At 43.1% G+C, this 13,540-nt stretch carries 13 protein-coding genes; 3 read left to right on the top strand and 10 right to left on the bottom strand.

The features are described 5' to 3' along the window. Nucleotides 1-191: 191 nt before the first annotated feature. The gene (locus AABM38_RS03815) at nt 192-911 is read left to right on the top strand and encodes a FadR/GntR family transcriptional regulator (protein WP_423409212.1); all 720 of its coding nucleotides are present in this window, start codon (nt 192-194) and stop codon (nt 909-911) included. A 242-nt stretch (nt 912-1,153) separates the two neighbouring features. Here the strand turns inward: AABM38_RS03815 and AABM38_RS03810 are convergent, their stop codons facing one another. From AABM38_RS03810 to AABM38_RS03770, 9 genes are all read right to left on the bottom strand, one after another. Beyond that, complete coding sequence (locus tag AABM38_RS03810) at nt 1,154-3,559, bottom strand: immune inhibitor A domain-containing protein (protein ID WP_423409211.1); 2,406 nt, start codon at nt 3,557-3,559, stop codon at nt 1,154-1,156. Nucleotides 3,560-3,827: 268 nt separating this feature from the next. Continuing rightward, a complete protein-coding gene (locus AABM38_RS03805) occupies nt 3,828-5,501 on the bottom strand; it encodes an acyl-CoA dehydrogenase family protein (RefSeq protein WP_423409210.1) in 1,674 nt (557 codons plus the stop codon). After that, nucleotides 5,502-5,885, bottom strand: coding sequence for a MerR family transcriptional regulator (locus tag AABM38_RS03800; RefSeq protein ID WP_423409209.1), 384 nt, complete (start codon nt 5,883-5,885; stop codon nt 5,502-5,504). It abuts the gene before it with no gap. A gap of 164 nt (nt 5,886-6,049) precedes the next feature. Next, on the bottom strand, nt 6,050-6,952 hold the full coding sequence (gene sdaAA / locus AABM38_RS03795; RefSeq protein WP_423409208.1) for an L-serine ammonia-lyase, iron-sulfur-dependent, subunit alpha: 903 nt from the start codon (nt 6,950-6,952) through the stop codon (nt 6,050-6,052). Nucleotides 6,953-7,050: 98 nt separating this feature from the next. After that, entirely contained in the window at nt 7,051-7,716 is a 666-nt protein-coding gene (gene sdaAB, locus AABM38_RS03790; RefSeq protein WP_423409207.1) for an L-serine ammonia-lyase, iron-sulfur-dependent subunit beta, read from the bottom strand. A gap of 180 nt (nt 7,717-7,896) precedes the next feature. Next, a complete protein-coding gene (locus tag AABM38_RS03785; RefSeq protein WP_423409206.1) occupies nt 7,897-8,922 on the bottom strand; it encodes a GGDEF domain-containing protein in 1,026 nt (341 codons plus the stop codon). Nucleotides 8,923-9,119: 197 nt separating this feature from the next. Further along, nucleotides 9,120-10,115 (bottom strand): anti-sigma factor, encoded by a 996-nt coding sequence (locus AABM38_RS03780; protein ID WP_423409205.1) that lies wholly within the window; start codon nt 10,113-10,115, stop codon nt 9,120-9,122. After that, entirely contained in the window at nt 10,102-10,647 is a 546-nt protein-coding gene (locus AABM38_RS03775; RefSeq protein ID WP_423409204.1) for a sigma-70 family RNA polymerase sigma factor, read from the bottom strand. The genes AABM38_RS03780 and AABM38_RS03775 overlap by 14 nt, the downstream gene beginning before the upstream one ends. A gap of 177 nt (nt 10,648-10,824) precedes the next feature. Continuing rightward, on the bottom strand, nt 10,825-11,529 hold the full coding sequence (locus tag AABM38_RS03770) for a pseudouridine synthase (protein WP_423409203.1): 705 nt from the start codon (nt 11,527-11,529) through the stop codon (nt 10,825-10,827). A 217-nt stretch (nt 11,530-11,746) separates the two neighbouring features. On the opposite strand from AABM38_RS03770, the gene AABM38_RS03765 reads away from it, so the two are divergent. Both AABM38_RS03765 and AABM38_RS03760 read left to right on the top strand, forming a co-directional pair. Next, nucleotides 11,747-12,100: an ASCH domain-containing protein gene (locus AABM38_RS03765; protein WP_423409202.1), complete on the top strand. Its 354-nt coding sequence runs from the start codon at nt 11,747-11,749 to the stop codon at nt 12,098-12,100. A gap of 12 nt (nt 12,101-12,112) precedes the next feature. Further along, nucleotides 12,113-12,553 (top strand): hypothetical protein, encoded by a 441-nt coding sequence (locus tag AABM38_RS03760; protein WP_423409201.1) that lies wholly within the window; start codon nt 12,113-12,115, stop codon nt 12,551-12,553. Between the two features lie 363 nt (nt 12,554-12,916). Here the strand turns inward: AABM38_RS03760 and AABM38_RS03755 are convergent, their stop codons facing one another. Further along, nucleotides 12,917-13,465, bottom strand: coding sequence for a cysteine hydrolase family protein (locus AABM38_RS03755; protein ID WP_423410643.1), 549 nt, complete (start codon nt 13,463-13,465; stop codon nt 12,917-12,919). Between the last annotated feature and the right edge of the window lie 75 nt (nt 13,466-13,540).

Genomic DNA, 13,540 nt, shown 5'->3' with positions numbered 1-13,540 from the left:
GTTTGTCACATGATTTAATTGAAAGATTTGGTTGTACCTCTTTTAAGATTGGTCCAACCAATTATCGTAATTATACTAAATTATCTGAACTATTCAACAATTAATTTAATTGTTTTTTCAGTCTTGATTAATGGATTTTATGTCTGTTACATTTAGGATAGATTTCTAGGTCGTTTAATTAGGGGTAATCTATGGGGAATCAGGAGAAAAAAAAGACATATCAAGTGATCGTGGATAAGATTACGGAATTTTTTTTCGCGGGAGATTTGAAGCCGGGTGAAAAATTGCCGTCCGAACGGGAATTGGCAGGGCAATTTAAAGTCAGCCGGACGTCGATCAGGGAAGCATTAAGGACCATGGAGCTAAGTGGGCTTATTGAAATCCGGCAAGGCGGCGGCAGCTATATTAAAGCTTCTGACTTCCAATCACGAAAAGAGGAAATCACGGCCGCTATCATCAAGGCAGAAAACCATCTTGTCTATGAAATGCTTGAACTAAGGCGTGCTATCGAAGTAGAATCTGCGTTCCTGGCTGCAAAAAGAGCCACATCGCAAGACTTGGAAAAGCTTCGATCAGCTCTTGAAATAATGGCTCTATCAGCACAGAATACCGAGTTGGGCCTAACCGCAGACGTTGACTTTCACCTTGCCATTGTTGAGGCCACCCATAATTCCATATTCATCGATTTGATCCAAACCTTGAGCGAACATATGAAAGATACAATCAGGGCCACCAGGAGACATCGTTTTACAGATCCCGATCGCCACGAAGATACGATGGATGAACATAAGGAAATTTATTTGGCCATAGCATCAGGAAATGCAGATAGAGCAAAGGAATTGATGGAGGAGCATATTGCAAGGATAAGAGAAGAACTGGCTGAATCGATTGTTTCTAATATTGGGAAGTGAAGGTTTGGTTTAGCCCTCTTCTATTCGGAGTGGTAACACTTGGTTACTTAGTGCCTTCCAGGAGCACTACTCAAGTGTTTGCAGACTTTAATAAATTGCATTGTTAAAAGTTTATATCCTATGACTGGGAAAAGATACAAGCAGTTAGTTTATTCCTTTTCCCGGTTTTTAATATTTAACTGCATACAAAAAAACCTCCTGTGTAACTGTTTCACAAACAGTTACAACAAGAGGTTCTGGTATTATTTATAGATTACAATTGAGCCTACAGACTTATCTGTAGCCTGGCCATTAACACGAACCTTCAAGCCATAGTTGCCAATCTTGCGGCCTGCATCTGGCATGAATGTGTTAAGGAAGTTATTGCTGTCGTCGAATAGGGTCACTCTCTCTTGGGAATCCAAGTTTAAGGTTTGAGTCGGATAAATTAAATCTAAACCTGAGGTTGGATTCAAGCCAAATGCAGCGTCAGCAATATGGTAGCGAGATGATGCTTGCATGTCATCGCCATTATTAATATCCCATACAAGACTCGTTTCTGGATGAGCATCGACCACGCCTAGGAAACCTTCACCTGGATGTACTCCTGTCCAGTTATCCGTGAACGTTGGGTCAACATACCAAACTACTAATCCGCCGTCATAGCTCATTAGGGATTGACCGCGTTTGATATTTGCAAGGCCTGTGTCGACTCCCTGATGGTTACGCCATTCCAATAGATAGTAATGGTCAGAGTACTTGTTACCATCTGACTTTTCAAATCCCTTTAAAGTAAATGAAGATGTTGTACCCTCTGCACCGTCTTCCACAATCGTTTTTCCGTCGGCAACGACTTTAATATTATCAGCGTAGAATCCTGCATTTGAAGTGCCCCAGTCAGTAGCATAACGAAGGCGAAGTTGAACCTTTTTGCCTGCATAAGCAGCTAAATCAAATGATTGTGCTTTCCATCCATTAGAATTCCCTGTGAATCCTGGCATGGAATTTAGAATCGTAGGATACCCTTCTGGAACAACGTCTGAACGTGTATTTGCATTTCCTATAGACTTCCATGTAGCGCCATTATCTTCTGAAACTTGAACAAAAGCAAAATCCCATTGTTCTTCGATATCATACCAGGCATCAAATGTTAATGTTGCAGAACTTTTACCTGTTAGGTCAACTGTTGTGACCATATTGGTATCGATTTCATCCTGCTGGCCTCCCCAGTATTCATAGGTGCCTGTAGCAGGTGTATTGATGAATGTTTTCTTTTGTGGAAGATTTATTTTAGCTGTAATCGCATTCTTCCCATTTGGCGAATTCGCTTGATCAAGCAATACTTGTGTACCCTTCGTAGATACATCTTCCCAATCAATTTCAACTGTATCATTCGTCCAGTTTCCTTTTAATTGTGATTGGAAATAAGATTTTGCCATTGGTGAGAAACCTGTTGGTTCTGTTCCCGGAATCTTGCCGGCCCAGGATCCGCTTGCCATAATCGACCAATAAGCTACAGCTTCACCTGTTCCCGAATAAATCGTATCGTATTCATCAGGATAACCAAGGTCATGACCGTATTCATGGGCAAACACGCCTGTCGCGCCATCCTCTGGCATCATTGTGTAATCATAGAACCCTGGCTTTCCAGATCCTAGTCCGTCTAAATCAACAAATTTTGCTGATCTGTGAGACCAGATTGCATCGTTACCAAGTGATCCGCCCCCAGCTTCCTGTCCAACCCCAGAGTGGATAATCATTAGGTGATCAACAAGTCCATCTGGTTCTAGCAGGTTTCCGTCTCCATCCAAATCATGAGGATCTTCTAAGTCATAATCGTCTACAGGGACTCCTGCCGCCAGTGCTGCTTTATAGGCGTCAACTACTAACTGTTTGGATCCCCCTGGAGTAACATTATCATGTCCACCAGTAGCCCTATCAGCACCATAAAATTTAGCTGTTCCTGGTACCTTCAGCCAGCCATACGCTTTTCCATCAACAGAATAGGTTCCGCCTGATTGCTGTTCATAAAATTGCTTCATGGAAACAAGGTCCTCACCATTAGGTCCCTCAACCCCATTTTCCCCAAAAATCATATCTTCATAGTGTGAAAGAGGATAGTCCTTATAGTAATTGTCCGTTTCATCCGCTTTAATGTTATTGTGAGCAAAATCTGCATACTCAACAGCAAGCACTAATACTTTGTCTTCTCTTTTTTCACCATTGTAAGCGGTTTCAATTACTGGGTCAGGGTTCCCCTTCAAATGGCCTTTCTTTTCCCCTTTGCCATTCAGCAAGCCATTGTTGAAGTCTTTAAATTTCTTTTGTTTTTCAGCCTGGGAAGCTTTCACTTTTGCTGCAAGAGGATCTGACTCTTTGCTTTCAGTTGTTTTTCCCTTTAAGGCTAAATAGTTTTTAAGGAATTTTTGCTTTTCGGCATCTGAGGCATCTTTTGATAGAAGTCCTTGCTTGATAAATGATTCAATCAATTTATCATCATTGATAATTGCTAAATCCAGTGAAGTTTGAGAGTGACTTTTTTGGGCTTCCGCCTTATGTAAAACATCAATCTCCTTAGGTACATAAGCACTAGGAAAACCAGCGAACAATGTACCAGCAAGTACTACAGATGATAGACTAGTTTTTAAAACCTTCTTCAATTTATCCACTCCCTGATTCTCTTAATTACGGCCGTAATTACATACTATTCGGAAAATAATAGTGGGACAAGGAGATTCGTTTTTCATTTACCGACAGACAAAATCAGTTTATGGGGAATTTAGCAGACGGATTTTTCACAGTATATGATAAAACTATCTTATTCTATCAGTTTCAGCAAAATTCATGTGAGATACTGAGAATAACTTTACTAACCTGTCGAAAATAAAATAAGCAGAATCATAATAATGATCCTGCTAATAGTAAAATTAAAAACTATTATGAAAGTCCTATTTTTTCTAAGTTTGTAACTTGAACGAGATCAGTAAAATAGTCTACCGTTTTCATATTTTGTTTAAACGTGTATGGTGTCTCCCAAGTATGCTCGATATACACTTCCATCACCTTCGGCGCCCGCTGATCTCCACTGGCTGCATACTCAAGTGCCGTAACACTTTCAAAAATATTCACCATCAGCTCGGCAACCCTTTTTGAATGAAATGTCTTATGATCAGGTGTGGCCTGTTCAAGTGCAGTTAACAGCTTTGCCAGCTGCTCCATTCCGGTGTGGACTTGTTCAGCAAATTTACCATGTATGGTTGATATACGCGTTTTCATTTCCTGTAAAAATAGCTCTCCCGCGTTGAATTTCTCTAATAGACGCAGAACTTCAAGTCCAAGAATGTTTGCGGTCCCCTCCCAAACGGTCAGTACCTGGGCATCCCTGAGGAGACGCGGTGTGACAAAGTCTTCAATATAGCCATTCCCACCATGCATTTCAATCGCTTCATGCGCAAAATGGACGGCCTGCTCTGCGGTCTCTTTTTTTAGAAGAGCGATGTAAAGCCTGTTGAGGACGACGTCTTTTTCAGTAACTCCCGCTTCGTTTCTCATTACTTTTTCAAAAAGCGGCAGATATTTAAACAAGGTTCGGGTTTCCACCTCGAGTTTCACAGCCATTTTTACCAGCGAGTCTTTAACCATCGGAAAGTCTGCCAGCTTCTTACCAAATGCATCTCTCTTAAAAGCATACTGACTTGCCTCACTGTAGGCGCGCCTCATGATTCCGAGTGATGCGACTGTGTTGCACACCCTTGATAGGTTCAGTGCTTCCATCATGTAATAAAAGCCTTTGGATGGATCGCCGACCACATAGGCTTGCGCGCCCTCGAATTCTACTTCAGCAGAAGGGACTGCCTTTACACCAAGCTTATCCTTGAGCCTGCGAATTTTGATGCCATTCAGCGAACCGTCTTCATTGCGCCATGGGACTGCGAACAGCGTCAATCCTTTTGTGCCGGCTGCGGCTCCTTCTTTTCTTGCTAAAACCATCGCGACTCCGCACATACCGGCATTGGAGGCAAAATATTTTTCACCGTAAAGCTTGTAGCCGTCCTTTGCCTTGACTGCCTTCACGAGGTTCGCTCCAACATCAGATCCGCCCTGCCTCTCTGTCAGAAAGGTCGCACCTTCAAAGAGTGTGGTCTCTCCAGTTGATAGCACGTGCGGCAGGAATTTTTCTTTGAGTTCTGGTGAGGCATATTCATCAAGCAAGTAAGCTGTGGCCATCGTCAGTGTTACCGGGCAGTAAAAGCCTGGCTCAGTCTGGGAAAGCAGGTAACCTTGGGCGTAGGAATAGATATAGTTTCCTTTTCGGCCCAGCTCGGGAATTTCCTTGTGAACAAAGCCCACAATCCCGGTGTTGTAGGATTCCTCCACGGTCCGGCGGTAGCCCTCATTCACCCATACCTCAGAAATGTCTTCGCCATAAGCATCAAATTTAATCAGCTTTGGCTGGCCTTCACGATCGGTGAATCTGGCGCGCTGGTCAATTTCATTGGCACACTTCTCACCAAACGCCTCGAGTTCCCGGTCCGCATACTTAAAAAATTCCTCATCCAACAACTCCTTCAGCAAAGCGCGAAATTGCGGTTCGTCTTGATAAAAGTTCATCTACTTGACCCCCCTTTTCATTCCATCGAGTTTTCCATTAAAATCTGATAGCAGTCTTTCAATCTCCTCTTTGATTTCCACCAATTCAGCGATTCTTTCGTTCACTTCGGCCAGCTTCTCATTGCCGTATTCAATCGTACGATGCAGCTGCTTCTCACCTGTTCGATCCTCGTCAAAGAGAAGAACCATCTCCTTGATTTCATCAAGCGAAAAACCAAAGCGCTTCCCTCGCAGCACGAGCTTTAATTGGGTGTATTCCTTGCCAGTGTATAAGCGGCGGCCTCCATCAGAACGCTGAGGCTTCAAAAGACCAAGCTCTTCATAATACCGAATCGTCCTCGTCGTCACCCCAAACTCCTCAGCCAAATCAGAAATTGTATACATGATGCGAAAACCTCTTTTTCACAGAATAATCAGTAAATTAATTATATCATTGACGTTAACGTAAAGAGCAAGAAGAAATGAGTAATAGTAAGAAAAGAATATCCCCTTTAACACAGTAAAGCGGTGGGGGTCAGACCCCCACCGCTTTACTGTGTTAAAGTTCTTTATTTTATTAGGTAGTCGACTAGTTTTGCTTTTGGTTTGCCGAAGATTTCTTCTTCTAGGCGGCGGCCTGTTGGTGTGGCTGCTAATCCGCCTTCTGCTGTTTCGCGGAGTGCGGATGGCATTGTTTGGCCGATGGCGTACATGGCTCCGATGACTTCGTCGCATGGGATTCTGCTTGTGACGCCAGCCAGTGCCATGTCGGCAGCGGTGATGGCGTTGGATGCGCCCATTGCGTTCCGCTTTACACATGGAACTTCGACTAATCCGGCAACTGGGTCACAGACTAAACCAAGCATATTTTTCAATGTAATTGCAAAGGCTTCAGATGATTGCTGCGGCGTGCCGCCAGCCATTTCAACGATTGCGGCTGCGGCCATTCCAGCAGCGGAACCTACTTCTGCCTGGCATCCACCGGCTGCTCCGGAAATGGAAGCGTTGTTTGCGACAACAAAACCGAACGCTGCCGTCGTGAACAAGAATTCGATCATTTCCATACGAGTTGGGTTCAGTTTATCCTTCACGGCAAACAATGTTCCAGGTACAACTCCGGCAGAGCCTGCCGTTGGTGTTGCACAAATGATTCCCATGGCAGCGTTCACTTCATTCGTAGCGACGGCCTTGCTGACGGCATCCAATAATAGATTGCCAGCCAGCGATTTGCCGCTATCAATATACTTTTGCAGTAATACTGCGTCTCCGCCAGTTAAACCTGAATGAGATTTAACTCCATTCAAGCCTCGTTCAACCGCTCGTTCCATGACAGACAGATTGTTGTCCATCTGGGCAATAATGTCCTCGCGCGACCGGCCAGAAACTTCTATCTCCTGCCGAATCATGATTTCGGCGATTTTCACTTGATTCTTTTCTGCTAATTCAACAAGCTCGGCTACATTCCGAAACATGGCTTGTCCTCCTGAATTTTACTTTTAACACTATGAGAATAATACTCCACTCTGAAACTATTAAGCTAACCGGCACTATAGAACAATCTACAGCCGATTTAATCCACCAACCGAATAACCTGCGTAACTCCCTGCAAGAAGCTCAATTCCGCAAACACGCCGTCATCGATTTTATGGTCCATTTCGATTACCATGACCGCCTCGTCTCCGCGTTCTTTCCTGGAGACTTCCATATGTCCAATATTGATTTCATATTTTGACAGGACGCTCGTTACAGCGGAAATCAGTCCAAATCGATCCTGGTGAACAACCAGGATCGCTGGATTAGCTCCGGAAAGCTTCAGCTTGAACGAATTGATTTCTGTGATCTCAATCGTTCCGCCGCCAATTGATATCCCGACAATTTCTAACTCTTTGCCTTCGCCATCAAATAGGTTTATTTTTACCGTGTTCGGATGTTCTGTCACGGCATCTTCTGTGATAAATTCAACTTCCAAACCAACTTGTTCGGCAATTTTTAACGCATCGGGAATCCGTTCGTCAAATGTATCGAAATCCATGATTCCGGCGACAAGCGCCAGGTCTGTTCCATGGCCTTTATATGTTTTGGCAAACGAACCGTACAGGGAAATGACTGCCTTCGCCGGCTGTTTTTCGAATAATGTCCGCGCCACTCGCCCGATTCTGGCAGCGCCTGCTGTATGTGAACTGGAAGGCCCGATCATCACCGGACCTATAATATCAAATGCAGACCGATATTTCATGATGCACTACTCCTTATATTCTATTAAAACTGGAACTTTATATATCCCAGTTACCATGTAAGCGATTACATATAAAACCATTTTTAAAGATTGATAACCATAGTTATCTTACCACAATTCCTATAGAGTTTAATCAATAATTTTTATCCAATTAAAAACCATCCTCACATTCGAGAATGGTTAAATCATGCTGACTTTATTCCTGCCGCTATTTTTTGATAAATACAAGCCTTCATCCGCTCGGTTCAGCAGCGAGTCTATGTTGTCGCCAGGCTGAAAATCAGTGACTCCAAAGCTTGCAGTCAATTGCCCAGCTTCTTTGAATTGGTGCTTTTCAACTAATTTACGGAAATGCTCTGCTTTTTCCAAAGCCTGTTTCCCGTTACTATTCGTGATCAGAATAAATTCCTCACCGCCCCAGCGGCCAAACAGATCGTCTTCTGATAGTTTGCCAGAAACGATTGCGGAAAGTTCCTTTAAGACACAATCGCCAATTTTATGGCCAAAGATGTCATTCACTTTTTTAAAATGGTCGATATCAAAGAAGATGATCGAGAATGAATGCTCATTTTCTTCTGCGTTCTCAAGCTTCTCTTCAAGCCAGATATCAATCTGGTGCCTGTTGGCGACTCTTGTCAACGAATCGATAAATGCATGCTTTTTAAAGAAATCACGCTCTGAAAAAGCACGGAACACATTCTGAGTATAGTAAAGTACTAGGATATAGACGAAATTCGCCGCATGGAATTGCGTCAGTGAATCGATTGCCTCCGGTGAAAGCTGGCTGCCATAAGCAAGGCCGATCGCCATTGTGGTCAGGAAGATAAAAATTGAAAAGTAAAATCCCTTTTTCGTACCGAGTATCAAAAAGAAAAACATGATGATCAGCGGCATCCACACAATGAAGTCACCGAGGGATCCACCAGTTTTCGACATATCATTATGGACTACTTCAAACAAGGTAATGACATGATACAAGCTGACTAACAGCACATTTAAATATTCGGTAAAACGGACCCCGCGATTCATCCACGCCATGATCCAGCTGGCTGAGAACGAGACAATAAGAGTAGAATTGACGATTGTATCAAAAAGGCTATTATTATTCAAAAAGCTGTTAATGATCAGAGCAAGCGTAATAACCGGCAGTAGCCAAAGGTAAACGCCTCTCTTCAGCTCTTCAATCGTCTCGAATTTTTTATACATCCCACTCATCTCCCAAACTAACTAAGTCGTTAGCAGTCCCGCTTTTATTTGCCCGCGCTGTCATTCTTGTAAAAAATCTTCCGGAATACAAATGTGTTTTCCCTAATTCCATTTTACTAGAAATACTTATTTTAGTATATTTTCAAACGCAAAAAAAGAAGCAAAAGTCCCGGTTGACTCTTGCTTCCGCCATAATTTTATTCTTCCCAATTCCAATAAGTCATTTTTCCCAGGTCTGCCCCCTGGATCTGTTCCAAATCCCTCAATTTCAGCAGCTCTTTCACAGGGCCTGTCACGACGGCTCCGTACACTTGAAATCCATTTTTCATCAGATAGTTATAGCGTTCTTCTAAATGGTCCAGTCCGAGGAAGTTTTCCCGATAGCTTTCTGATTCATTTTCGAGGAGCTCGTTCATCTGCTTCAGCATCAGCTTTTTGTTTTCATTAAGATGATCTGGTTCAAAGCTGAGCTTCGTTTGAGAATTGAAATCATTGTTCGTTTCTCTCCCGCCAGTAAAACCAAAATTGTAAAATAACGAAATGGAATCTCCTCCACCGCCCCAGCTTGTTTCAAAATCCTTCAGCTCGCCGGCATACAATGGCATCCATAGCACATCGACATCGTATGGTTTCAAAATCTCGTAAAGCTCCTCAGGCTTCATGAACGTTTTCGTTGAAAAGCTGAGCTCCGCTACCGTCCCTTCATCCACTTTTTCAAGTCTGTTCCATATACCGGGAACTTCATTTTCTTCAAGACTTTTCCCTGTCCTCGGATCCTCTGGTAAATAGAAATTGTATTCTTTCTCGGTTTTCGGTTCCGCAAATTCGATATTTCTTTTAGAAAAAGTGTTAAGCAATGACTTTGCCTGCTTCATTTCACCGGCACGAACGGTTTCTTTTCCTACCCTTTTGTAAATAGGGTAAGAAATTTTCTGCGTCAGGAAGGGTGTAATTTCAATCGAATCTAAGCCGCCGAAGTCCTCTTCCATGTTCGGCTGGGTCCAATCCATCGCCACCTTGCTGTAAAAAGCGTGCTTTTCCCCTAGCTGCGTTCCATCATAAATAAGGCTTACCAATAGCATATACAGCCAAAAGAAAAACAGCGTTGCAGCAATGACCTTGATTACCCTTACTGTTAACGTAAATCGGTATTTATAAAGGATTTTCTTTTCCAGATCCTTATTCCACTCCATGTCCATCCACCTTCCAACCTTGTTTTTCGGCGATTTCCCCCAGCCGTTTTCTCGCCCGATGAAGCGTCACTTTCACTTGATTTTCGGAAAGATCCAATGCTTCCTGTATCTCCTGATAGCTGAACTGCTCGATCTCGCGCAAATACAAAATCGCGCGATACTGCTCGGGCAAATATGTTAAAAGCTGCTGCAAATCGTTTGAAGTTTCCGCTTCGACCGCTGTATCCTCAGGCAAACCATATGGACTCCCCATTTCGTCGCCTGAAAATAAATAATCAGCAAATGGCACCCATTTTCTCCGCTTGCGCCGCCGCCACTCATCGAGATAAGCATTGCGAGCCACCTTGAACAGCCATGCCCTAACATCCTCCTGGTTGTAAAATGATAATGAAACCGTAGCACGCACAAATGTTTCCTGCGTCAAATCTTCCGCAAGCTGATGTGACCCCGAAAGCTTTAATAAAAAATAATAAAGGGACTTTGTATACCTTCTATATAATTTATCTAGTTCATTGCTTCTGCTAAAGTCCATCCTATTGCCCCTTTAAAGTTGTCACATTATATTTGACCGGTGCGAACGTTCACTTGCCACTGTTCAATTTTAATCGTTAACACAGTCTTTTATTTAATTCTCATAACTAAAACGCTCATCCACTTTAAATGTTACACCTAATTTGAAATCTTTTGGCAGAAATGTAAAAAACACCATTCACAAGTGAACGGTGTCAGCTAACTGATCAAGCATATTCGCTAATTCTATTTTAGTAAGGTTCCGCCATTCTCCCATTTCCAAACCTTCCATTGTCACATTCATAATTCGAATGCGCTCAAGCCGTATGACCCTGTATCCGCACTCCTTTGCCATACGGCGAATCTGGCGATTGAGTCCCTGTGTGAGGATAATCCGAAACTCATAATCACTGATTCTCGAAACCTCGCAAGGCTTGGTCGTCGTGCCGAGAATCTCAATTCCTCTGGACATTCTCTTCAAAAAATCGTCGGTAATCAGGTGATCGACTGTCACCACATACTCTTTCTCATGCCCAAACTCGGAACGCATCATTTTATTGACGATGGCTCCATCATTCGTCATCAAAATCAGCCCCTGCGAATCCTTGTCCAGACGTCCGATCGGAAAAATCCTGCCAGGGTAATTCATAAAGTCAATGATATTTCCTTCTACATGGGTGGCGGACGTACACGTAATGCCCACCGGTTTATGGAGCGCGATATAGACTGCTTCAGCTTTTTCAGGAATGACCTTCCCATCAATCAGGACAACGTCATCTGGACAGATCATCCTCCCAGGTTCGCACACCTCTCCATTAACGGTTATTCTTTTTTCATTAATTAAGCGATTGGTTGCCCTTCGAGAGCAATAACCTGTTTCGCTTATATATTTATTGATTCTCATTGCTGCTCCAATCATGTAGTTATTTAAATGACATTTAACTCGGCTTTTCTTTTTAAATGGAATTGCATTTTGCCGTTATAAGGTATCGTATAACAATACAGCAAAATCCACTTTATTTAAAGTTGGTTATTTTTAATGATTATTTCGGCCGTCCCTTGGCTTTCCTTTTTCAAAATATGGTACATTATATAGGAACATACGGAAGGGAGTTTTTTTAATGACAAACCATGAAGAACAAAATAACGCATTACCGCCAAAAACGTGTGAAATCGAGCGTCTGGTGACAATGGAAGATGACATTAATAAAGTATTAGAAGGTAAAAAGACGGCAACACGCCGTAACGGCCGCTACGCTGATGTTGGCGAAATCATGGAGCTGAAAGGCAAGAAGTTCGTAGTGGACAAGGTATATTCCCAGTCTCTTGGAGAATTGACTGATGAAGATGCGCGCCGTGAAGGTTTTGAAACAGTTGAAGAATACAAGCAGTCCATTTTAGCCTACCACCCAGGAATGCCTTGGCTTCCGCAAATGAGAGTCTGGGTACACGAGTTCAGCCCTGTTAACGAATAATAGGCATTTGTAATGGATTTAGTTTACCGAATCATCATTTATTTGCACGTTTCCAGCGTGATCGCCTCAATTGGCCCTTTCTTCATTCTAATGCCAATTGTAAAAAAACTGCCCGCCGCTGAGGGAAAAGAATTGGGCGCCCACCTCGCTACATTGAAGTCGGTCGTCCGTCTTTCCATGCACTCCGGCCATGTGCTTGTGGGAACTGGAGTCCTGCTTGTCGTTCTTGGTCCATGGACTTGGAAAACACCGTGGATTGTGATGACATTAGTATTGCTCTTTTCATCACTTTTCTTTCTGGCAAGGGCATTCTCGCCTACCCTTCGGAAATTCACCGAAGAGGGTGCGAACAAGTTAGAACTTTCGGCAAAATTGAAGCGGACAATATGGACCTACATCATCTTGCTGATGTCGATGCTGTGGTTTATGGTTGTGAAGCCTCACTTATGGTAAAAGTCCGGGTGTTTCGCCCGGGCTTTTTCACATGCTGTTTACTTTGTTGTCCCCATTTCATACAGGGAGTATTTATTTAAGCAAAATTTCCAGTTCGCCAGATTAATTGTTAAAATATAAGGCTCTGTTAAAGCTGAATGTTGATTTTAAACCCAAGTTGATTGTAGTGGAAGGCGCGAAGACTCCAGCGGGCGCAGCTGGTCAGGTGAGACCCCGCAGGAGCGCAGCGACGAGGAGGCTCAGCGACGAGGAGGCTCAGCGCCAGCCACGCGGAAAGCGAACGCCTGGAACGAAAATCAACAGCCTTGTTTAACAGAGCCAAATATAAAAAAGAACCCTCTCCATGAAGGTCCTCCAAAAATTTTATCCTTTTATAACAAATTCCGTATCCGCAATCACCGCAAACTCCTCATTCAGGTTCGCCATCGTCATTGCATGGATCAATTCTGCCGCAAAAACTTCGCCATTCAGACCTTTTCGATCGAACGTAGCTGTCGCATCGGATACGAGGATTGGGTTGAATCCGTAATTGCCGGCCATTCGGGTTGTCGTTTCTACACAGTGGTTCGTCGTCAATCCTACAATCACGACTTGTTTGCTTTCCATTTCAGTAAGGATGCTGTGCAAATCAGTCCCGATGAACGCGCTATTGACTGATTTAGTGATCACGATATCTTCTTCAAGCAGCTGGATAAAATCCATGAACTCCACCCCTTCTTTTTCATAATAAAAGAAGGAATCCTTATTCCGTGATCTATGCTGGACAAAAATGATCGGTCGCCCCATCTCCCGCCAATGCCGGATCAATTTTTCAATATTCTCTTCAGCGTGAGGATTGTTCCGGTTCCCCCACGCCGGATCAAAAAATGCCTTTTGCACATCAATGACAATCAATGGGTCGTTTTTCGTAATATTCATATTCATCATCCCTTCAAATGTTTATAAGATCATTTTATTTAAAGGATGATCTCATTTACATAAAGTTTC

The sequence above is a fragment of the Heyndrickxia sp. MSNUG genome (assembly GCF_049532715.1).
GTDB lineage: Bacteria > Bacillota > Bacilli > Bacillales > Cytobacillaceae > Mesobacillus.
Note: the sequence above shows the minus strand (reverse complement) of the source record. Positions and strands in the feature narration are given on the sequence as shown.

What these genes read in the sequence shown, in the direction of transcription:
- sdaAA (WP_423409208.1), bottom strand. Translation starts at nt 6,952, where the DNA reads ATGTTTCGGAATGTAGCCGAGCTTGTTGAATTAGCAGAAAAGAATCAA.
- sdaAB (WP_423409207.1), bottom strand. Translation starts at nt 7,716, where the DNA reads ATGAAATATCGGTCTGCATTTGATATTATAGGTCCGGTGATGATCGGG.
- AABM38_RS03800 (WP_423409209.1), bottom strand. Translation starts at nt 5,885, where the DNA reads ATGTATACAATTTCTGATTTGGCTGAGGAGTTTGGGGTGACGACGAGG.
- AABM38_RS03785 (WP_423409206.1), bottom strand. Translation starts at nt 8,922, where the DNA reads ATGTATAAAAAATTCGAGACGATTGAAGAGCTGAAGAGAGGCGTTTAC.
- AABM38_RS03760 (WP_423409201.1), top strand. Translation starts at nt 12,113, where the DNA reads ATGGATTTAGTTTACCGAATCATCATTTATTTGCACGTTTCCAGCGTG.
- AABM38_RS03780 (WP_423409205.1), bottom strand. Translation starts at nt 10,115, where the DNA reads ATGGAGTGGAATAAGGATCTGGAAAAGAAAATCCTTTATAAATACCGA.
- AABM38_RS03765 (WP_423409202.1), top strand. Translation starts at nt 11,747, where the DNA reads ATGACAAACCATGAAGAACAAAATAACGCATTACCGCCAAAAACGTGT.
- AABM38_RS03815 (WP_423409212.1), top strand. Translation starts at nt 192, where the DNA reads ATGGGGAATCAGGAGAAAAAAAAGACATATCAAGTGATCGTGGATAAG.
- AABM38_RS03775 (WP_423409204.1), bottom strand. Translation starts at nt 10,647, where the DNA reads ATGGACTTTAGCAGAAGCAATGAACTAGATAAATTATATAGAAGGTAT.
- AABM38_RS03805 (WP_423409210.1), bottom strand. Translation starts at nt 5,501, where the DNA reads ATGAACTTTTATCAAGACGAACCGCAATTTCGCGCTTTGCTGAAGGAG.
- AABM38_RS03770 (WP_423409203.1), bottom strand. Translation starts at nt 11,529, where the DNA reads ATGAGAATCAATAAATATATAAGCGAAACAGGTTATTGCTCTCGAAGG.